Consider the following 20,230-nt stretch of genomic DNA (forward strand, 5'->3'; position numbering starts at 1 on the left):
GTCCCAGGGGGGTGCGAGGAGGTGGCACGCCCATGGGCGCCGACCGCAGCGAGCAGCAGCAGGACAAGCGCAGGCTCAACCGCAGCTTCGGGCTGCTGGCGTTGCTCGGGGTGATCCTCGTGCTGGCCGGGCTGGTGGGCCTGGTCTATGCCGGGGTGGCCACCCTGACCTCGATGTTCCTCTTCGGCTGGCTGCTGCTGCTCGGCGGTGTGGTGGGGCTCGTGCAAGCCGTGCAGTCCCGCAGGAGCAACTACTTCTGGCTGGCCGTGATCGTCGCCGCGGTCAACCTCGCCGCCGGTTTCGTGATCCTGCGCCGCCCCGAGGCGAGCGCCGAGGCGCTGACCATGTTCGCGGCGCTGCTCTTCCTCACCGGCGGGGTGTTCCGCCTCGCGGGCTCCCTGGTGGTGCGCGGGTCCAACTTCGGGCTCGCGCTCGTCCAGGGCGCCTTCGGCATCCTGCTGGGCGTGCTGATCCTCGCGGAGTGGCCCGGCAGCAGCCTGTACGTGATCGGGACCTTCTTCTCCCTCGCCCTGCTGTTCGACGGGCTGAGCCTGGTGGCGGTGGGCATGGGGGCCCGGCGGATCCTCGGCCTGGTCAAGGACGACGCGGGGGCGGCCGCAGGGGAAGACGAGGCAGACGCTGCCAAGCGGAGCGTGCGGGATCAGGAACAGTCCAACAACTGACTCCGTCATACGCCGGTGGTCAGATTGTGTCCGATTGCTGCTGACTTCTGGTCAGTGACGCGGTCCGGACCAGGCTGCTCGCCACTCTTGACGCGTGGAGACGATCGAGCGTGAAGACGGGGGCCGGAAGATGGACGACAGCGGGAGCATCCCGCAGGCCAGGGGAGGTGAGACGGCGGCTCCGGCCGACCCCCTCACGTACGAGGGGGTGTGGCGCTTCACCGCGCCGGCGGTAGAAGAATCCGTTCCGCAGGCCCGCCGCGCGGTCCGCGACCTGCTCGGCCGCCAGGGGGTGCCGGCCACGCAGGACCTCGTGTACTCCCTGCTGCTGATCGTCTCCGAGCTGGTGACGAACTCCGTCCGGCACGCCGCCCTGCTCTCCCCGGAGGTGGCCGTCGAGGTGGCGGTGGGACGGGAGTGGGTACGGGTGGCCGTCGAGGACGACCACCCGTACCGGCCCAAGGCGCTGGAGGCCGACTTCGGCCAGACCGGCGGCCGGGGCCTGCTGCTGGTCCGCGAGATCACCCTGGAGGCCGGCGGGGTGTGCGACGTCGAGCACACCTCCACCGGCGGCAAGGTGATCTGGGCCGCCCTGCCCCTCCAGGCCCCGGCCCGCCCGCTCTGACCCCCGCGTCCCGCACCCGAACGGCGTAGCGGCTACCAGCCGGCCGCGTCGCCGGTCAGTTCGCGGATCGCGGGACGCGCCGCGTCGAGCACCGTCATGAACCAGGCCGAGAACGGCACCTCCGCGTGCCGCTTCGCCAGCTCCTCGGCCGTGACGAAGGCGGTGTCCCCGACTTCCTCCGGATCCGGGTCCGGCGACGTCTGGGCCAGTCCCACGAACAGGTGGTTGTACTCCTGCTCCACCAGGCCCGACGCGGGGTCCGGGTGGTTGTAGCGCACCGTTCCCGCCTGCGCGAGCAGCGAGGGCGACAGGCCCAGCTCCTCGTGGGTGCGCCGGGCCGCCGCGGCGAACGGGGACTCGCCGGGGTAGGGGTGACCGCAGCAGGTGTTCGACCAGACGCCGGGGGAGTGGTACTTCCCGAGGGCGCGCTGCTGGAGCAGCAGCCGGCCCCGCTCGTCGAAGAGGAACACGGAGAACGCCCGGTGCAGCAGGCCGGGGGCCTGATGGGCGGAGAGCTTCTCCGCCGTGCCGATGGTGTTTCCGGACTCGTCGACCAGTTCGAGCATGATCGGTTCTTGAGCGCCGGTGCCGGCGGACGCGCTGTTGTCGGCGTCAGTGGCTGATGTGGTCGGCATACCCATCCTTCGCTTCGGACTTCGGTCTTCAGTCTGCCGTACAAAAGAGGCTTGTCCCCACTTCGGCCATCCGCGCATGTCCGCCCCCCGCCGCGTGATAAACGGCGGAGGGCGGACGAGGTGTCAGCGCGTCAGATCCCGAACGGGGCCGGATACCCGATCGTGCCCGCCGGCACCGGAACGGAATCGTCCAGTACCAGCGCCATCATCGCCTCGTCCGGCACCTCGAAGGGCGGCCGGATCCCGTAGCGCGACGCCGGGACGAAACCGAAGCGCGGGTAGTACGACGGATGCCCCAGGACCAGCACCAACGCCTCCCCGCGCCGCGCGGCGGCCGCGAGGAGCGCCCGTACGACGGCGCTGCCCGCACCCGAACGCTGGAGCGCGGGATCGGTCGCCACCGGCGCGAGCGCGAGCGCCGGTACGCCGTCCACCTCGCACCGGGTCAGCAGGGCGTGTGCCGCCACCTTCCCGTCCGGGCCCTCGGCCACGTAGGAGAGCCCCGAAAGCCAGGATCCGTCGGCGCGCAGCGCGTCGACGAGATCAGCCTCCAGCGGGGTGTCGAAGGCCGCCAGGTTGACGGCCCGCACGGCCGCGACGTCGGCGGCCGTCTCGGGACGCGTCCGCCAGCGGCCCTTGCCCGGAGCCCCGTCCCCGGCGCTCACCGGGACCCTCCGGAAAGCCGGGTGGTGGTGCCGGAGCCGTGATGATCGGTGGTGCTGATGATGTCGGTCAACGTGAACCCTTGAACGGGGGCTCCGGCCGACGGGGTCTGCCGCTGTGGTGCGGGAAGGGGATTCAGACCCGGCCGGACGCCCGGGAAGACGGGGAGATGTACCGGAGTTCGCCGCACATGGCGGCGACGGCTGCGACGGTCATCAATCCACCTCTTCCATGTTCCGATCCGGCGTCCACCCTAACATCCACCCTCAAACCGGACGGATGGGGGCCGAACGGCTGATGAAAGCCGTCTTCCATTCATCCGATAGCCTCTGCCGACAGCCGCAGCCCCCGTGCCGCCGCGCTTTCTGCCGCCGCCCACGAGGCGGCCGCCCGGAACGTTCGTTGCAAGGAGTGAGTTCGTCTGTCGACCGTCATCCTCACCGGCCTGCCGGTCCCCGGATCACCGCTTGAAGACGAGCTCCGTTCGCTCGGGTTCGAGGTCCGCCCGGTCCCCGCTCCCGAAGACACCGCCGCCGCCCTGGCCGCTGTGCCGGCCGGGGAGCGGGTGGCCGTCGTCGACAGCGGCTTCGTCGGGCACGCGCACGCGCTGCGCCTCGCGCTGACCGACCCGCGCTTCGACGCCTGCGCCGTGACCGGCGCCTTCGCCGTCCAGGCCGGGGCCCGCGCGGCCCTGGAGAAGGCCGCGCAGCTCCCCCCGGACGGCGAGGGCCCGTACGCGGACCGGCTCGCCGCCGCCGTCGAGGCCGCCGGGACCGTCGTGCGGCGGCCCGAGCTCGGCACCCTGGTCGCCGCCGTGCCCTCCGGCGAGGCGGATCGCGCGGAGGCGCTGGCCGCCGTCGCCGCCGTGGACGACGAGGCCGTCCGGCTGCGCACCGCCGTGAAGTCCCGCGACGGGTTCTTCACCACCTTCTTCATCAGCCCCTACTCGCGCTACATCGCCCGCTGGTGCGCGCGCCGGGGCCTGACCCCCAACCAGGTCACCACGGCCTCCCTGCTCACCGCGCTGATCGCGGCGGGCTGCGCCGCGACCGGCGAGCGCTGGGGATACGTCACCGCCGGCGTGCTGCTGCTCGTCTCCTTCGTGCTGGACTGCACGGACGGGCAGCTCGCCCGCTACTCGCTCCAGTACTCGACGCTGGGCGCCTGGCTGGACGCCACCTTCGACCGGGCCAAGGAGTACTCCTTCTACGCCGGGCTCGCGCTGGGCGCGGCCCGGGGCGGCGACGACGTCTGGGCGCTGGCGCTCGGCTCGATGATCCTGATGACCTGCCGGCACGTGGTGGACTTCTCCTTCAACGAGGCCAACCTCGATGCCACCGCCGTGGGCAAGTCCGTCACCGGCAGCCCCACGGCCGCCCTCTCCACCCGCCTCGACAGCGTCGGCTGGACCGTCTGGGTCCGGCGGATGATCATCCTGCCGATCGGCGAGCGCTGGGCGATGATCGCGGTCCTGACCGCCGCCACCACTCCCCGGATCGTCTTCTACGCCCTGCTGATCGGCTGCGCCTTCGGCGCGCTGTACACCACCGCCGGCCGCGTCCTGCGGTCGGTGACGCGCAAGGCCGAGCGGACCGACCGGGCCGCACAGGCCCTGGCCGACCTCGCCGACTCGGGCCCGCTCGCCGGGCTGGTCGCCTCCCACCCGCTGCGCACCCTGCGGCTGCCGTTCGCCGTGCTGGGTGCGGCCGTGATGGTCGGCGCCGCCTGCTACGAGCCCTACGGCAGCCTGGTCGTCGTCTTCGCCGCCCTGCTGTACGTCCTGCTCAGCGGTGACGCCGTGGGCACCCCGCCGCGCGGCCCGCTGGACTGGCTGCTGCCCCCGCTGTTCCGGGCCGCCGAATACACCACGGTGCTCGTCCTCGCCGTCAAGGCGGACGTCCCCGGGGCCCTCCCGGCCGCATTCGGACTGGTCGCGGCGGTCGCCTACCATCACTACGACACCGTCTACCGCATCCGCGGTGGCTCGGGCGCCCCGCCGCGCTGGCTGGTGCGGACGACGGGCGGTCACGAGGGCAGGGTCCTGCTGACCGCGGCCCTGGCCGCAGTCGTCGCCCGTGAGGCGTTCCCCGTCGCGCTCACGGCCCTGGCCGTGTTCGTGGCCCTGGTGGTGCTCGTGGAGAGCATCCGCTTCTGGGTCTCCGCCGGAGCACCCGCCGTACACGACGAAGGAGAACCCGCATGATCGGCCTTGTCCTCGCTGCCGGTGCCGGACGCCGTCTGCGTCCCTACACCGACACCCTGCCCAAGGCGCTCGTGCCCGTCGGCCCCGAGGGGCAGGAGGACAGCCTCACCGTCCTCGACCTGACCCTGGGCAACTTCGCCGAGGTCGGCCTGACCGAGGTCGCCATCGTCGTCGGCTACCGCAAGGAGGCCGTGTACGAGCGGCGCGAGGCCCTGGAGGCCAAGTACGGGGTCAAGATCACGCTGATCGACAACGACAAGGCCGAGGAGTGGAACAACGCCTACTCCCTGTGGTGCGCGCGTGAGGTCCTGAAGCAGGGCGTGATCCTCGCCAACGGCGACACCGTCCACCCGGTCTCCGTCGAGAAGACCCTCCTCGCCGCCCGCGGCGACGGCCAGAAGATCATCCTTGCCCTCGACACGGTCAAGAACCTGGCCGACGAGGAGATGAAGGTCGTGGTCGACGGCGCCGAGGGCGTGCGGAAGATCACCAAGCTGATGGAGCCGTCCGACGCGACCGGCGAGTACATCGGCGTCACCCTCATCGAGCCCGAGGCCGCCGAGCAGCTGGCCGAGGCCCTGAAGACCACCTTCGAGCGCGACCCCGACCTCTACTACGAGGACGGCTACCAGCAGCTCGTCAACGACGGCTTCACCATCGACGTGGCCCCCATCGGCGACGTGAAGTGGGTCGAGATCGACAACCACGACGACCTCGCCAAGGGCCGGACGATCGCATGCCAGTACTGACGCGGCTGATCCCCTCGCCGGTCGTCGTCGACATCAGCCGCGGGGCGATGGACAAGCTGGACGGCATCCTCGCCGACCAGCGGATCTCCGCGTCCGGCCGGCTCGCGATCGCGATCAGCGGGGGCTCCGGGCAGGCGCTGCGCGCCCGTTTGGAGCAGGCCCTGCCGCACGCCGACTGGTACCCGGTCGTCGACGGCACCATCGACTCGGCGGTCAAGCTCGCCGACGACATAAAGGGCCGCCGCTACGACGCGGTCGTGGGTCTGGGCGGCGGCAAGATCATCGACGTGGCGAAGTACGCCGCGGCGCGGGTCGGGCTGCCCATGGTGGCCATCGCCACCAACCTCTCCCACGACGGCATCTGCTCCCCGGTGTCCATCCTGGACAACGACAACGGCCGGGGCTCCTACGGGGTGCCCACGCCGATCGCCATGGTCATCGACCTCGACGTGATCCGCGAGGCGCCCACGCGCTTCGTCCGCGCCGGCATCGGCGACGTGATCTCCAACATCTCGGCCATCGCCGACTGGGAGCTCTCGCACCGGATCACCGGCGAGGCCGTGGACGGCCTGGCCGCCGCCATGGCCCGCACGGCGGGCGAGTCCGTGCTGCGCCACCCCGGCGGCTGCGGCGACGACGAGTTCCTCACCGTGCTCTCCGAGGCCCTCGTGCTCTCCGGCATCGCCATGTCGATCAGCGGCGACAGCCGCCCCTCGTCCGGCGCCTGCCACGAGATCAGCCACGCCTTCGACCTGCTCCACCCCGGACGCTCCGCGCTCCACGGCGAGCAGGTCGGCATCGGCGCCGCCTTCGCCATGCACCTGCGCGGCGCCCGCGAGCAGTCCGGGCTCTTCGTCGAGGTGCTGCGCCGCCACGGCCTGCCCGTGCTGCCCGAGGAGATCGGCTTCAGCGCCGACGAGTTCGTCGCGGCCGTGGAGTACGCCCCCCAGACCCGCCCGGGACGGTTCACCATCCTGGAGCACCTCAACCTGTCCGCAGCCGAGATCAGGGACGCTTACGCCGACTATGCCCAGACCATCCGTAGCTGAACTGCGCCCCGTCGTTCACCCGGCGGGCGTCAAGGACCGGCGCAGTGGCGAGCACTGGGGCGGCCGCCTCTACATGCGCGAGATCTCCCTGCGCGTCACCCGCCTCCTGGTCACGACCAAGGTCACGCCCAACCAGCTGACCTACGTGATGACCCTGAGCGGCGTCCTGGCCGCGCCGGCCCTGCTGGTGCCGGGCATCTGGGGCGCCGTCCTCGGGGTGCTCGCCGTCCAGGGCTACCTGCTGCTCGACTGCGTCGACGGCGAGGTCGCCCGCTGGAAGAAGCAGTTCTCGCTCTCCGGCGTCTACCTGGACCGCGTCGGCGCCTACCTGTGCGACGCGGCGGTCCTCGTGGGCTTCGGGCTGCGCGCCGCCGACCTGTGGGGCGGCGGCCGGGTCGACTGGCTGTGGGCCTTCCTCGGCACCCTCGCGGCGCTCGGCGCCATCCTGATCAAGGCCGAGACCGACCTGGTCGGCGTCGCCCGCCACCAGGCGGGCAAGCCCGTGGTCCAGGAGTCCGCCGCCGAGCCGCGCTCCTCCGGCATGGCCCTGGCCCGCCGGGCCGCCGCCGCGCTGAAGTTCCACCGCCTGGTCCTCGGGATCGAGGCCTCGCTCCTGATCCTGGTGCTGGCGGTCCTCGACCAGGTCCGCGGCGACCTGTTCTTCTCCCGCCTCGGCGTCGCCGTCCTGGCCGGCATCGCGCTGCTCCAGACGGTGCTGCACCTGGTGTCCATCCTCGTGTCGAGCAGGCTGCGGTGAGCGCCCCGCTGCGCGTCGGTGCGGTGATCATCACCATGGGCAACCGCCCCGACGAGCTGAAGGCGCTCCTGGACTCGGTGGCCCGGCAGGACGGCGACCCCGTCGAGACCGTCGTCGTCGGCCAGGGCGTCGAGGTCACGGGCCTGCCCGAGGGCGTGAGGACCGTGCACCTCCCGGAGAACCTGGGCATCCCCGGCGGCCGCAACGTCGGCATCGAGGCCTTCGGCCCCGGCGGCCGCGACGTGGACGTCCTGCTCTTCCTCGACGACGACGGGCTGCTGGAGCGCACCGACACCGCCGAGCTGTGCCGGCAGGCCTTCACGGAGGACCCGGAGCTCGGGATCATCAGCTTCCGGATCGCCGACCCGGACACCGGCGCCACCCAGCGCCGTCACGTTCCCCGGCTGCGCGCGTCCGACCCGATGCGCTCCTCCCGCGTGACCACCTTCCTGGGCGGTGCCAACGCCGTCCGCACGAAGGTGTTCGAGCAGGTCGGCGCCCTGCCGGCCGAGTTCTTCTACGCCCACGAGGAGACCGACCTGGCCTGGCGCGCCCTCGACGCGGGGTGGCTGATCGACTACCGCGCGGACATGGTGCTGCTGCACCCGACGACCGCCCCCTCCCGCCACGCGGTCTATCACCGTATGGTGGCGCGTAACCGGGTGTGGCTCGCCCGCCGGAACCTGCCCGCCCCGCTGGTCCCGGTCTACCTGGGGGTCTGGCTGGCGCTGACGCTGGTGCGCAGGCCCTCGGCGGCCGCGCTCAAGGCCTGGTTCGGCGGGTTCAAGGAGGGTCTGACCACCCCCTGCGGTCCCCGTCGCCCCATGCGGTGGCGTACGGTCTGGCGGCTGACGCGACTGGGCCGACCGCCTGTCATCTGAGAAGCTCGCGTCTGGGACCATGGGCCCCGACCACGGGTCCGGCGCTCCAGGCCCGATGCCCCACCTGCGCATCTGGAAGACGGAAAGTTTCAACTTGTGAGTGACACAACCCCCGACGGCGCCCTCGCCACGAGCAAGCCGCCGTCCGACGACGCGGGGCTGACCCCGGCGCAGCTCGCCGCCAAGTACGGCCTGTCCGTCAGCGGCGCGCGGCCCAGCCTGGGCGGATACGTGCGCCAGCTCTGGGACCGGCGCCACTTCATCATGGCGTTCTCCCGGGCCAAGCTGGTCGCCCAGTACAGCGAGGCGAAGCTCGGGCAGATCTGGCAGGTGGCGACCCCGCTGCTCAACGCGCTGGTCTACTACCTGATCTTCGGCCTGATCATGAACGCGGGCCGCGGCATGGAGAAGGGGGTCTACATCCCCTTCCTGGTGACCGGCATCTTCGTCTTCACCTTCACCCAGAGCTCGCTGATGGCGGGCGTCCGGGCCATCCCCGGCAACCTGGGCCTGGTCCGCGCCCTGCACTTCCCGCGCGCCTCCCTGCCGATCTCCTTCTCGATGCAGCAGCTCCAGCAGCTGCTGTACTCGATGATCGTCGTGCTGATCGTCACGGTCTCCTTCGGCAACTACCCGAGGCTGTCCTGGCTGCTGGTCGTCCCGACGCTGGCGCTCCAGTTCGTCTTCAACACCGGTCTCGCGCTGATCTTCGGGCGGATGGGTTCCAAGACCCCCGACCTCGCGCAGCTGATGCCGTTCATCACCCGCACCTGGATGTACGCCTCGGGCGTCATGTTCTCGATCAGCGGGGCGCTCAAGGACCGGCACGTGCCCGGGTGGGTCACCGACGTGCTCCAGTGGAACCCGGCGGCCATCTACATGGACCTGATCCGGTACGCGCTCATCGACGACTACGGCCGGCACAACCTGCCGCCGCACGTCTGGGCCTTCGCCGTCGGCTGGGCCGTCGTGATCGGCCTCGGCGGTTTCGTGTACTTCTGGAAGGCTGAGGAGCGTTACGGCCGTGGCTGAGAACAACCGGGGCAAGGTCCCCACCGTCATCGCCGACGACGTGCACATCGTCTACCGCGTCAACACCGGCAGCTCCGGCAAGGGCAGCGCCACCGCCGCCCTCAGCAAGATCATGCGCCGGGGCAACCGCGACGCACCCGGTGTCCGCCGGGTCCACGCGGTGCGCGGCGTCTCCTTCACCGCCTACCGCGGCGAGGCCATCGGCCTCATCGGCTCCAACGGCTCCGGCAAGTCCACCCTGCTGCGCGCCATCGCGGGGCTGCTGCCCTGCGAGTCCGGCAAGGTCTACACCGACGGCCAGCCCTCGCTGCTCGGCGTCAACGCCGCCCTGATGAACGACCTCACGGGCGAGCGCAACGTCGTCCTCGGCGGTCTCGCGATGGGGATGAGCCGCGAGCAGATCAAGGAGCGCTACCAGGACATCGTCGACTTCTCGGGGATCAACGAGAAGGGCGACTTCATCTCCCTGCCGATGCGCACCTACTCCTCCGGTATGGCCGCCCGCCTGCGGTTCTCCATCGCCGCCGCCAAGGACCACGACGTCCTGATGATCGACGAGGCGCTGGCCACCGGTGACCGCAAGTTCCAGGTCCGCTCCGAGGCGCGCATCCGCGAGCTGCGGGAGAAGGCCGGCACGGTCTTCCTGGTGAGCCACAACAACAACTCGATCCGCGACACCTGCAGCCGGGTGCTGTGGCTGGAGAAGGGCGAGCTCCTCATGGACGGGCCCACCGAAGAGGTCGTCGCGGCGTACGAGAAGGCCAGCAGCCACTGAGCCGTCCACGCCCCGCCAGGCCCCTGCCGCTCCCCGCGGCGGGGGCCGCCGACATTCCGGGCACGGGGGCCACCCGATAGGCCCCCGCGGTGTTGTACAGCGTAAGCTGGACCAGTTCTCAATCGCGCCAAGAGGGGACGATTCCCCGCAGCCGGTTCGCCCGGGATACTCCCCGGTAAACTCCGCGGCGTGTCCGAAATGGGATGACTTGGGTCGGCAGTGTAGAACGGGAGACGTGACGGCAATGGCTACGGGAATTCTGCGGCCCCCAGGCACAGCGGCCGTCCCGGCCCCGGGCGGCGGGCGGTGACCCCCGGGCACGGCCTCCGCCCCCCGTCGGCCCCGGCCCCCGGCGCAGCCGCCGGCGCCACCCTCGCCAAGGCCTCCTCGGAGAACTTCCCCGTCGCCCCCGCCTTCCTGCCCCGCGCCTGGCGCCAGGGCCTCATGGCCGTCTACGGGTACGCCCGCCTCGTCGACGACATCGGCGACGGCGACCTCGCCCCGGGCGGCCGCGACGCCGTCCTCCTCGGCCTCGACCCGGCCGCCGCCGACGACCGCCCCGCCATGCTCGACGCCCTGGAGGCCGACCTCCTGCGCGTCTTCGGCGCCGCCGACGGCCCCCCGCGCCACCCCCTCCTGCTCGCCCTCCAGCCGGTGGCCCGCGAGCACCGCCTCAGCCCCGAGCACTTCCTCGGGCTCATCGAGGCCAACCGCCTGGACCAGCGGGTCGCGCGCTACGCCACGTACGGGGAACTCCTCGCCTACTGCGAGCTCTCCGCCAACACCGTCGGCCGCCTCGTGCTGGAGCTCACCGGCACCGCCACCCCCGAGCGGATCCGCCGCTCCGACGCGATCTGCACCGCCCTGCAGATCGCCGAACACCTCCAGGACGTCGCCGAAGACCTCGGCCGCGACCGGATCTACCTCCCCGCCGAGGACATGCGGCGCTTCCGCGTCACCGAGGCCGACCTCGGGGCCCGCTCCGCCGGAGCCTCCGTACGCGCCCTGATCGCCTTCGAGACGGAACGCGCCCGCGGGCTGCTGGACGAGGGCACCCCGCTCGTGGGCAGCGTCCACGGCAGGCTGCGGCTGCTGCTCGCGGGGTTCGTGGGAGGCGGGCGCGCCGCCCTGCGGGCCGTTACGGCCGCCGGCTTCGACGTCCTGCCCGGCCCGCCCAAGCCCACCCGCGGCCTCCTCCTGCGCGAGGTGGCCGCCGTCCTGCGCACCGCGCCGAGAAAGGGGTGAGCCCCACCGTGGAGGGCCTCCACCACGCGTCCGCTCCGTCCGCCCCGGTCCTCGCCGCCTACAGCTACTGCGAGGCCGTGACCGGAACCCAGGCGCGCAACTTCGCGTACGGCATCCGGCTGCTGCCCACCGACAAGCGGCAGGCGATGTCCGCGCTGTACGCCTTCTCCCGCCGCGTCGACGACATCGGCGACGGCACCCTCGACCCCGGGGCCAAACTGGCCCGCCTGGAGGAGACCCGCGCCCTGCTCGGCCGGATCCGGGCCGAGGAGATCGACGAGGACGACACCGACCCGGTCGCCGTCGCCCTCGCGCACGCCGCACGCCGCTTCCCCATCCCGCTCGGCGGCCTCGACGAGCTCATCGACGGGGTCCTGATGGACGTCCGCGGCCAGGAGTACGAGACCTGGGACGACCTCAAGACCTACTGCCGCTGCGTCGCCGGCGCCATCGGCCGGCTCTCGCTCGGCGTGTTCGGCACCGTCGGCCCCGGCGAGCACGCCGAGGAGTACGCCGACACGCTGGGCCTGGCCCTCCAGCTCACCAACATCCTGCGCGACGTCCGCGAGGACGCCGGGAACGGGCGCACCTACCTGCCCGCCGAGGACCTCGCCAAGTTCGGCTGCGCCGAGGGCTTCCAGGGCGGCCGCGCCCCCGCAGGCTCCGACTTCCCGGGCCTCGTCCACCACGAAGTGCGCCGCGCCCGCGCCCTGTTCACCGAGGGCTACCGGCTGCTGCCGATGCTCGACCGGCGCAGCGGTGCCTGCGTGGCCGCCATGGCCGGCATCTACCGGCGCCTGCTGGACCGCATCGAACGCGAACCCATGGCCGTCCTGCGCGGCCGCGTCTCGCTGCCGACCCACGAGAAGGCGTACGTGGCCGTCCGCGGCCTCTCCGGCCTCGACGCCCGCACCGTCTCCCGCCAGAGCGCCCGGAGGCGCGCCTGATGCCCCCGACGACAACCCCACCGGCCCCCACCCGAACCGGCACCCCCCGACTTGCCCCGGCGGGGAGCGCCCCGGGCCTCGGGGCAACCCCGCGGCGCGTGAGCGCGTCCGTACGGGCGGGCCTCGCCCCCGCCGCAGCACACCCCGGCCCGCAGGGCCGCCGCACCACCACCCCGGAGGCCTCATGAGCGGCAGCGACCAGCACGCCGTCGTCGTCGGCGGCGGGCTCGCCGGAGTCACCGCCGCCCTCGAACTCGCCGACGCCGGACTGCGGGTCACCCTCCTCGAAGGACGCCCCCGCCTCGGCGGCCTCGCCTTCTCCTTCAAGCGCGGTGACCTGACCGTCGACAACGGCCAGCACGTCTACCTGCGCTGCTGCACCGCCTACCGCTGGTTCCTCGACCGCGTCGACGGCGCCGCCCTCGCCCCGCTCCAGGACCGGCTCGACGTCCCCGTCCTCGACGTCGCCCACCCCGCCGGACCCCGCCTCGGCCGGCTGCGCCGCAGCGCCCTGCCCGTCCCGCTGCACCTCGCCGCCTCCCTGGCCCGCTACCCGCACCTCTCCCTCGCCGAGCGGGCCTCCGTCGGCCGTGCCGCCCTCGCCCTGCGCCGCCTCGACCCCGCCGACCCCGCGCTCGACGGCCTCGACTTCGCCACCTGGCTCGCCCGCTACGGCCAGAGCCCGCGCACCGTCGAGGCGCTCTGGGACCTCGTCGGCATCGCCACCCTCAACGCCACCGCCGAGCAGTCCTCCCTGGGCCTGGCCGCCATGGTCTTCAAGACCGGCCTGCTCTCCGAGAACGGCGCCGCCGACATCGGCTGGGCCCGCGTCCCGCTCGGCGAGCTCCACGACACCCTCGCCCGCAAGGCCCTCGACTCCGCCGGCGTCCGCACGGAGCTGCGCACCCGCGTCACCGGGATCTCCCGCACCGCCGAAGGGGACTGGCGGGTCGACACCGACGGCGAGTCCCTCGACGCCGCCGTCGTCGTCCTCGCCGTCCCGCAGCGCGAGGCCCACGGCCTGCTGCCCGCCGGCGCGCTCGCCGACCCCGACAAGCTCCTCGACATCGGCACCGCCCCCATCCTCAACGTCCACGTCGTCTACGACCGCAAGGTGCTCCGGCAGCCCTTCTTCGCCGCCCTCGGCACCCCCGTCCAGTGGGTCTTCGACCGCACCGACTCCTCCGGGCTCACCGACGGCGGCCAGTACCTGGCCCTGTCCCAGTCCGTCGCCCACGACGACATCGACGAGCCCGTCTCCGTCCTGCGCGCCAAGTACCTGCCCGAACTGGAACGGCTGCTGCCCGCCGCCCGGGGCGCGAAGGTACGGGACTTCTTCGTCACCCGCGAGCGCACCGCCACCTTCGCCCCCGGCCCCGGCGTCGGCCGGCTGCGCCCGGGCCCCCGGACCGACACGCCGGGGCTCTATCTCGCCGGTGCGTGGACCGCCACCGGCTGGCCCGCGACCATGGAGAGCGCCGTCCGCAGCGGCCTCGGCGCGGCACACGCCGCGCTCGCCGCTCTCGGCCGCCCCCGGGAACATCCTCTGCAGGAGGCGGTATGACGACCACCACGAGCACCACCAGCACAGCACGTACAGGAACCAGAGGAGAGCCAGTGAACCCGGGGAACCCGGCTGTCGAGAACACGGATGCCGGCGCGGGCACGGCAGGAGGGGGCGTCGAGAAGGCCGACACCCTCGCCCTCCTCGAACGCGGACGCACGCTGTCGACCCCCGTGCTCCGCGCGGCCGTGGACCGGCTGGCGGCGCCCATGGACACCGTCGCCGCCTACCACTTCGGCTGGATCGACGCCGAGGGCAACCCGGCGGACGGCGACGGCGGCAAGGCCGTCCGCCCCGCCCTCGCCCTGCTCTCCGCCGAGGCCGCCGGAGCCGCCGCCGAGGTCGGCATCCCCGGCGCCGTCGCCGTCGAACTCGTCCACAACTTCTCCCTGCTGCACGACGACCTGATGGACGGCGACGAGCAGCGCCGCCACCGCGACACGGTGTGGAAGGTCCACGGCCCCGCGCTCGCCATCCTCGTCGGCGACGCCCTCTTCGCCCTCGCCAACGAGGTCCTGCTGGAGCTCGGCACCGTCGAGGCCGGCCGCGCCACCCGCCGGCTGACCACCGCCAGCCGCAAGCTCATCGACGGCCAGGCCCAGGACATCTCCTACGAGCACCGCGAGCGCGTCAGCGTTCAGGAATGCCTGGAGATGGAGGGGAACAAGACCGGAGCCCTGCTCGCGTGCGCCGTCTCCATCGGCGCCGTCCTCGGCGGCGCGGACGACCGCACCGCCGACAAGCTGGAGGAGTACGGCTACCACCTCGGCCTCGCCTTCCAGGCCGTCGACGACCTCCTCGGCATCTGGGGCGACCCCGAGTCCACCGGCAAGCAGACCTGGAGCGACCTGCGCCAGCGCAAGAAGTCCCTGCCCGTCGTCGCGGCCCTCGCCGCGGGCGGACCCGCATGTGAGGAGCTCGCCAGGCTGCTCGCGGCCGACGCCAAGAGCAACGACTTCGAGAACTTCTCCGAGGAGGAGTTCGCCCACCGCGCCTCCCTCATCGAGGCCGCCGGCGGCCGCCAGTGGACCGCCGACGAGGCGCGCCGGCAGCACGCGATCGCCGTACGGGCGCTCGACGACGTGGACATGCCGCAGCGGGTGCGGGAGCAGCTCGTCGCCCTCGCCGACTTCGTCGTCGTGCGCAAGAGGTGATCTTCGCCGGATTGTGGATATGAATCGCGAGTCGGCGGCCGGGGACCCCTCCTGAGGGAACCCCCGGCCGACGGCAGACCCGGGCACAGCCGAAGCACTGTACGAAGGGGAAGCCATGACAGCGACGACCGACGGCGGCGGTGCGATCACCGGCGGCGCGGATCCGCGACACGACGCCGCGGCGGCCCCGGCCGCCGTGGCCGCAGGCCCGTCCGGCGAGGACACCGGCCTGCTGAAGGCGGTCCGGGAGGCCGCCGACCGGGCCGCCCGGGAACTGCTGGACCGCCAGGACCCGGACGGCTGGTGGAAGGGCGACCTCCAGACCAACGTCACCATGGACGCCGAGGACCTGCTGCTGCGCCAGTTCCTCGGCATCCGCGACGAGGAGACCACCCGGGCCGCCGCGCTCTTCATCCGCGGCGAGCAGCGGCCGGACGGCACCTGGGCCACCTTCCACGGCGGCCCGCCCGAACTCTCCGCCACCGTCGAGGCGTACGTGGCCCTGCGGCTGGCCGGGGACCCGGCCGACGCCCCGCACATGGCCCGCGCCTCGGCCTGGATCCGCGAGCGCGGCGGGATCGCCTCGGCCCGGGTCTTCACCCGGATCTGGCTGGCCCTCTTCGGCTGGTGGAGCTGGGACGACCTGCCCGAACTCCCGCCCGAGCTGATCTTCCTGCCGTCCTGGGTGCCGCTGAACATCTACGACTTCGGCTGCTGGGCCCGCCAGACGATCGTCCCGCTCACCGTGGTCTCCGCGCTGCGGCCCGTCCGCCCGGCCCCCTTCGCCCTCGACGAGCTGCACACCGACGCACGGAACCCCAACCCGGCCAGACCCCAGGCCCCCGCGGCCAGTTGGGACGGGGCCTTCCAGCGGATGGACAAGGCCCTGCACCTCTACCGGCGCGTCGCCCCGCGCCGGCTGCGCAAGGCGGCCATGGCCGCGGCGGGCCGCTGGATCATCGAACGCCAGGAGAACGACGGCTGCTGGGGCGGGATCCAGCCCCCCGCCGTGTACTCCGTCATCGCCCTGCACCTGCTCGGCTACGACCTCGGGCACCCGGTGATGCGGGCCGGACTGGAATCCCTCGACCGCTTCGCCGTCTGGCGCGAGGACGGCGCCCGCATGGTCGAGGCCTGTCAGTCCCCGGTCTGGGACACCTGCCTCGCCGCCATCGCCCTCGCCGACGCGGGCGTCCGCCCCGACCACCCGGCCCTGGTCAAGGCCGCCGACTGGATGCTCGGCGAGGAGATCCGGCGCACCGGGGACTGGGCCGTGCGCCGCCCCGGACTCGCCCCCGGCGGCTGGGCGTTCGAGTTCCACAACGACACCTACCCCGACATCGACGACACCGCCGAGGTCGTCCTCGCCCTGCGCCGCATCCGCCACCCCGAGCCGGGGAAGGTCGAGGCCGCCATCGCCCGCGGCACCTCCTGGACCCTCGGCATGCAGTCGAAGGACGGCGGCTGGGCCGCCTTCGACGCCGACAACACCAGCCCCTTGCCCAACCGGCTGCCCTTCTGCGACTTCGGGGAGGTCATCGACCCGCCCTCGGCCGACGTCACCGCCCACGTGGTCGAGATGCTCGCCGTCGAGGGCAGGGCCGCCGACCCGCGCACCCGGCGCGGCATCGCCTGGCTGCTCGCCGAACAGGAGGCGGACGGCAGCTGGTTCGGCCGCTGGGGCACCAACTACGTGTACGGGACGGGCTCGGTGGTGCCCGCCCTCACCGCCGCCGGGATCGCCCCCGGCCACCCCGCCGTCCGGCGGGCCGTCGGCTGGCTGGAGTCCGTACAGAACGAGGACGGCGGCTGGGGCGAGGACCAGCGCTCCTACCGCGACCGGGCCTGGGCCGGGAAGGGAGCCTCCACCCCCTCCCAGACCGCGTGGGCCCTGATGGCCCTGCTCGCGGCGGGGGAGCGGGAGGGGGAGGCCGTCCGGCGCGGGCTCGCCCACCTGGTGGAGACCCAGCGCGCCGACGGGACCTGGGACGAGCCCTACTTCACCGGGACCGGCTTCCCCTGGGACTTCTCCATCAACTACCACCTCTACCGGCAGGTGTTCCCGCTCACCGCCCTGGGCCGCTACCTGTACGGGGACCCCTTCGGCCCCGCCGCCCGGGGGACCGTCGAGGCCGCGGCCGCCGTCCCGGCCGAGGGGGCCTGATGTCCGCCCGGGCGGACCCGTCCGCCGTGCCGCTGCTGATCGCCTGCGCCCTGCGCATCGAACGGGCGGCCCTCGGCGGGGGCCGCGCCCCGGGCGGCAGCGCCGTGCTGCGCACCGGCATGGGCCCGCGCGCCGCCGACCGGGCCGTGGCCCGGGCCCTGGAGCGGCCCGGGATGGAGCGGGCCGCCGTCCTCGCCACCGGATTCTGCGCCGGCCTGGTTCCCGGGATGAACCCCGGAGACCTGGTCGTCGCCGAGGAGACCCGCGACCCGCGGGGCGCGGTCGCCTGCACCGCCACCGCCCTGCTCGCCGAGGCACTGTCCCGCGCCGTCCCCGGCCGGACCGTGCACACCGGCGCACTGACCGGATCCGACCACGTCGTCCGCGGCCAGGAGCGCGACCGGCTGCGCGCCGGCGGCGCCATCGCGGTCGACATGGAGTCCGCGGCCACCCTGTGGACCGCCTCCGGGGCGGGCCGCCCCGTTGCGGCCGTCCGGGTGATCGTGGACGCTCCGGAGCACGAGCTCGTCCGCATCGGCACGGTGCGCGGTGGAATATCTGCCTTCCGTGTACTGCGTGCCGTACTGCCCGCGTTCTACGACTGGCACCGTTCGTTGCCGCTTTCCAGGAGGTGAATCCAGATGGCCATGCCGTTGCGACAGTCCATCAGGGTCGGGACGTATCTTCTCGAACAGAAGCTCCGCAAGCGCGAGAAGTTCCCGCTGATCGTCGAGCTGGAACCGCTCTACGCGTGCAACCTGGCCTGCGAGGGGTGCGGGAAGATCCAGCACCCGGCGGGGGTGCTCAAGCAGCGCATGCCCGTCGCCCAGGCGGTCGGCGCGGTCCTGGAGTCCGGCGCGCCGATGGTGTCCATCGCGGGCGGCGAGCCCCTGATGCACCCCCAGATCCACGAGATCGTGCGCCAGCTGGTGGCCCGCCGGAAGTACGTCTTCCTCTGCACCAACGCCCTGCTGCTCCGCAAGAAGATCGAGAAGTTCACCCCGTCCCCCTACTTCGCCTTCGCCGTGCACATCGACGGACTGCGCGAACGCCACGACGAGTCCGTGGCCAAGGAAGGGGTCTTCGACGAGGCCGTGGCCGCCATCAAGGAGGCCAAGCGGCGCGGATTCCGGGTGACCACCAACTCCACGTTCTTCAACACCGACACCCCCCAGACCGTCATCGAGGTGCTGAACTACCTCAATGACGACCTCCAGGTCGACGAGATGATGATCTCGCCCGCCTACGCCTACGAAAAGGCCCCCGACCAGGAGCACTTCCTCGGCGTCGAACAGACCCGGGAACTGTTCAAGAAGGCCTTCGCGGGCGGCAACCGCCGCCGCTGGCGGCTCAACCACTCCCCGCTCTTCCTGGACTTCCTGGAAGGGAAAGCGGATTTCCCCTGCACCGCCTGGGCCATTCCGAATTACTCCCTCTTCGGCTGGCAGCGCCCCTGCTATCTGATGAGCGACGGATACGTCCCCACCTACCGGGAACTGGTGAACGACACCGACTGGAGCAAGTACGGCCGCGGAAAGGACCCGCGCTGCGCGAACTGCATGGCGCACTGCGGGTACGAGCCCACCGCCGTCCTCGCCACCATGGGCTCCCTCAAGGAGTCCCTGCGCGCCGCCCGCGAGACGGTCGCCGGGAACCGGGACGCGTCGTCATGACGGAGCCGCGGGCGGCGGCCGGCCGGGGCGGCGGGTTCGACCTCGCCGCCCTGCTGGCCGAGCGCGGCGGCGAACGCTACGAGCTGCACGCCCGCCACCTCAACCACCAGCTGCCCCGCATGCTGCGCACCATCGGCTTCGACAAGGTCTACGTACGCGCCGAGGGCGCCCACTTCTGGGACGCCGAGGGCAACGACTACCTCGACATGCTCGCCGGCTTCGGGGTGATGGGCCTGGGCCGCCACCACCCCGTGGTCCGCCGGGCCCTGCACGACGTCCTGGACGCGGACCTCGCCGACCTGACCCGCTTCGACTGCCAGCCGCTGCCCGGCCTGCTGGCCGAGAAGCTGCTCTCCCACAGCCCCCACCTGGACCGCGTCTTCTTCGGCAACAGCGGCACCGAGGCGGTCGAGACCGCCCTGAAGTTCGCCCGCTACGCCACCGGCCGGCCCAGGATCCTCTACTGCGACCACGCCTTCCACGGGCTCACCACCGGCTCCCTGTCGGTCAACGGGGAGGGCGGCTTCCGCGACGGCTTCGCCCCGCTGCTGCCCGACACGAAGATCGCGCTCGGGGACCTGGCGGCCCTGGAGCGCGAGCTGCGCCGGGGCGACGTGGCCGCCTTCGTCGTCGAGCCGATCCAGGGCAAGGGGGTGCACGCGGCCCCGCCCGGGTTCCTGCGCGCCGCCCAGGAGCTCCTGCACCGGCACAAGGCGCTCCTGATCGCCGACGAGGTGCAGACCGGACTGGGCCGTACCGGGGACTTCTACGCGTACCAGAACGAACCGGGCGTGGAGCCGGACCTGGTCTGCGTGGCCAAGGCCCTCTCCGGCGGCTACGTGCCCGTCGGGGCGACCCTGGGCAAGGACTGGATCTTCCAGAAGGTGTACTCGTCCATGGACCGGGTGCTGGTGCACTCCGCGAGCTTCGGCTCCAACGCGCAGGCGATGGCCGCCGGGCTGGCGGTCCTCCACGTCATGGAGGACGAGGAGGTGGTGGCCAACGCCCGTGCCATGGGCGACCTGCTGCGCGGGCGGCTGGCCGCCCTGGTGGACGAGTACGAGATGCTGCACGAGGTGCGGGGCCGCGGGCTGATGATCGGCATCGAGTTCGGCCGGCCGTCCTCGCTGGGCCTGCGCGGCCGCTGGGCGATGCTCCAGGCGGCCCGCAAGGGGCTGTTCGCGCAGATGGTCGTGGTGCCGCTGCTCAACCGGCACCGGATCCTCACCCAGGTCTCGGGGGACCACCTGGAGGTCATCAAGCTGATCCCGCCGCTGATCGTGGACGAGGCGGACGTGGACCGGTTCGTGGCCGCCTTCCGCGAGGTCATGGACGAGGCGCACGGCGGGGGCTCACTGATGTGGGACTTCGGCCGGACCCTGGTGAAGCAGGCGGTCGGCAACCGCTAGGCGGTGGGGTCGGCGTACGGGG

18 protein-coding genes and 1 pseudogene are annotated in these 20,230 nt (G+C 72.6%); 17 read left to right on the plus strand and 2 right to left on the minus strand.

Annotated elements, in window-relative coordinates; all coding sequences use genetic code 11:
• Positions 1–32: 32 nt before the first annotated feature.
• Together ABT403_RS20010 and ABT403_RS20015 are read left to right on the plus strand one after the other, a co-directional pair.
• A complete protein-coding gene (locus ABT403_RS20010) occupies positions 33–683 on the plus strand; it encodes an HdeD family acid-resistance protein (RefSeq protein ID WP_344166549.1) in 651 nt (216 codons plus the stop codon).
• 130 nt (positions 684–813) lie between these two features.
• Positions 814–1,308, plus strand: coding sequence for an ATP-binding protein (locus ABT403_RS20015; protein ID WP_425580306.1), 495 nt, complete (start codon positions 814–816; stop codon positions 1,306–1,308).
• 32 nt (positions 1,309–1,340) lie between these two features.
• Here ABT403_RS20015 and idi read toward each other — a convergent pair whose 3' ends face one another.
• Together idi and ABT403_RS20025 are read right to left on the minus strand one after the other, a co-directional pair.
• On the minus strand, positions 1,341–1,943 hold the full coding sequence (gene idi, locus ABT403_RS20020) for an isopentenyl-diphosphate Delta-isomerase (RefSeq protein WP_344166553.1): 603 nt from the start codon (positions 1,941–1,943) through the stop codon (positions 1,341–1,343).
• A gap of 131 nt (positions 1,944–2,074) precedes the next feature.
• Positions 2,075–2,587, minus strand: a pseudogene (locus ABT403_RS20025) (GNAT family N-acetyltransferase); the annotation flags it as partial.
• 440 nt (positions 2,588–3,027) lie between these two features.
• Here ABT403_RS20025 and ABT403_RS20030 point away from each other — a divergent pair.
• The 15 genes from ABT403_RS20030 (at position 3,028) to ABT403_RS20100 (ending at position 20,208) form a co-directional block, all read left to right on the plus strand.
• The gene (locus ABT403_RS20030) at positions 3,028–4,809 is read left to right on the plus strand and encodes a DUF5941 domain-containing protein (RefSeq protein ID WP_344166778.1); all 1,782 of its coding nucleotides are present in this window, start codon (positions 3,028–3,030) and stop codon (positions 4,807–4,809) included.
• Positions 4,806–5,558: a phosphocholine cytidylyltransferase family protein gene (locus tag ABT403_RS20035; RefSeq protein WP_344166555.1), complete on the plus strand. Its 753-nt coding sequence runs from the start codon at positions 4,806–4,808 to the stop codon at positions 5,556–5,558. Before ABT403_RS20030 ends, ABT403_RS20035 begins: the two co-directional genes overlap by 4 nt.
• Positions 5,546–6,607, plus strand: a complete 1,062-nt coding sequence (locus ABT403_RS20040) for an iron-containing alcohol dehydrogenase family protein (RefSeq protein ID WP_344166557.1) — start codon at positions 5,546–5,548, stop codon at positions 6,605–6,607. Before ABT403_RS20035 ends, ABT403_RS20040 begins: the two co-directional genes overlap by 13 nt.
• Positions 6,585–7,364, plus strand: a complete 780-nt coding sequence (locus ABT403_RS20045) for a CDP-alcohol phosphatidyltransferase family protein (protein WP_344166559.1) — start codon at positions 6,585–6,587, stop codon at positions 7,362–7,364. Before ABT403_RS20040 ends, ABT403_RS20045 begins: the two co-directional genes overlap by 23 nt.
• 35 nt (positions 7,365–7,399) lie before the next feature.
• Positions 7,400–8,245 (plus strand): glycosyltransferase family 2 protein, encoded by an 846-nt coding sequence (locus ABT403_RS20050; RefSeq protein WP_425580307.1) that lies wholly within the window; start codon positions 7,400–7,402, stop codon positions 8,243–8,245.
• Between the two features lie 96 nt (positions 8,246–8,341).
• Positions 8,342–9,277 carry an ABC transporter permease gene (locus ABT403_RS20055; protein ID WP_344166563.1) on the plus strand — a complete coding sequence of 312 codons (936 nt, stop codon included), beginning with the start codon at positions 8,342–8,344 and terminating at the stop codon, positions 9,275–9,277.
• Positions 9,270–10,052, plus strand: coding sequence for an ABC transporter ATP-binding protein (locus ABT403_RS20060; protein ID WP_344166565.1), 783 nt, complete (start codon positions 9,270–9,272; stop codon positions 10,050–10,052). Before ABT403_RS20055 ends, ABT403_RS20060 begins: the two co-directional genes overlap by 8 nt.
• A 306-nt stretch (positions 10,053–10,358) precedes the next feature.
• A complete protein-coding gene (gene hpnC / locus ABT403_RS20065) occupies positions 10,359–11,297 on the plus strand; it encodes a squalene synthase HpnC (RefSeq protein WP_344166567.1) in 939 nt (312 codons plus the stop codon).
• On the plus strand, positions 11,294–12,244 hold the full coding sequence (hpnD, locus tag ABT403_RS20070) for a presqualene diphosphate synthase HpnD (protein WP_344166569.1): 951 nt from the start codon (positions 11,294–11,296) through the stop codon (positions 12,242–12,244). The genes hpnC and hpnD overlap by 4 nt, the downstream gene beginning before the upstream one ends.
• A 184-nt stretch (positions 12,245–12,428) precedes the next feature.
• The gene (gene hpnE / locus ABT403_RS20075; RefSeq protein WP_344166571.1) at positions 12,429–13,808 is read left to right on the plus strand and encodes a hydroxysqualene dehydroxylase HpnE; all 1,380 of its coding nucleotides are present in this window, start codon (positions 12,429–12,431) and stop codon (positions 13,806–13,808) included.
• 53 nt (positions 13,809–13,861) lie between these two features.
• The gene (locus tag ABT403_RS20080) at positions 13,862–14,962 is read left to right on the plus strand and encodes a polyprenyl synthetase family protein (RefSeq protein WP_425580298.1); all 1,101 of its coding nucleotides are present in this window, start codon (positions 13,862–13,864) and stop codon (positions 14,960–14,962) included.
• A gap of 115 nt (positions 14,963–15,077) precedes the next feature.
• A complete protein-coding gene (gene shc, locus ABT403_RS20085; protein WP_344166575.1) occupies positions 15,078–17,126 on the plus strand; it encodes a squalene--hopene cyclase in 2,049 nt (682 codons plus the stop codon).
• A complete protein-coding gene (locus ABT403_RS20090) occupies positions 17,126–17,761 on the plus strand; it encodes a phosphorylase family protein (protein WP_344166577.1) in 636 nt (211 codons plus the stop codon). The genes shc and ABT403_RS20090 overlap by 1 nt, the downstream gene beginning before the upstream one ends.
• A 6-nt stretch (positions 17,762–17,767) precedes the next feature.
• On the plus strand, positions 17,768–18,799 hold the full coding sequence (gene hpnH / locus ABT403_RS20095; RefSeq protein WP_344166579.1) for an adenosyl-hopene transferase HpnH: 1,032 nt from the start codon (positions 17,768–17,770) through the stop codon (positions 18,797–18,799).
• Positions 18,796–20,208: an aspartate aminotransferase family protein gene (locus ABT403_RS20100; RefSeq protein ID WP_344166581.1), complete on the plus strand. Its 1,413-nt coding sequence runs from the start codon at positions 18,796–18,798 to the stop codon at positions 20,206–20,208. The genes hpnH and ABT403_RS20100 overlap by 4 nt, the downstream gene beginning before the upstream one ends.
• Positions 20,209–20,230 lie beyond the last annotated feature (22 nt).

Source organism: Streptomyces sp. NPDC000075 (assembly GCF_040301925.1).
Lineage (GTDB): Bacteria > Actinomycetota > Actinomycetes > Streptomycetales > Streptomycetaceae > Streptomyces > Streptomyces polychromogenes.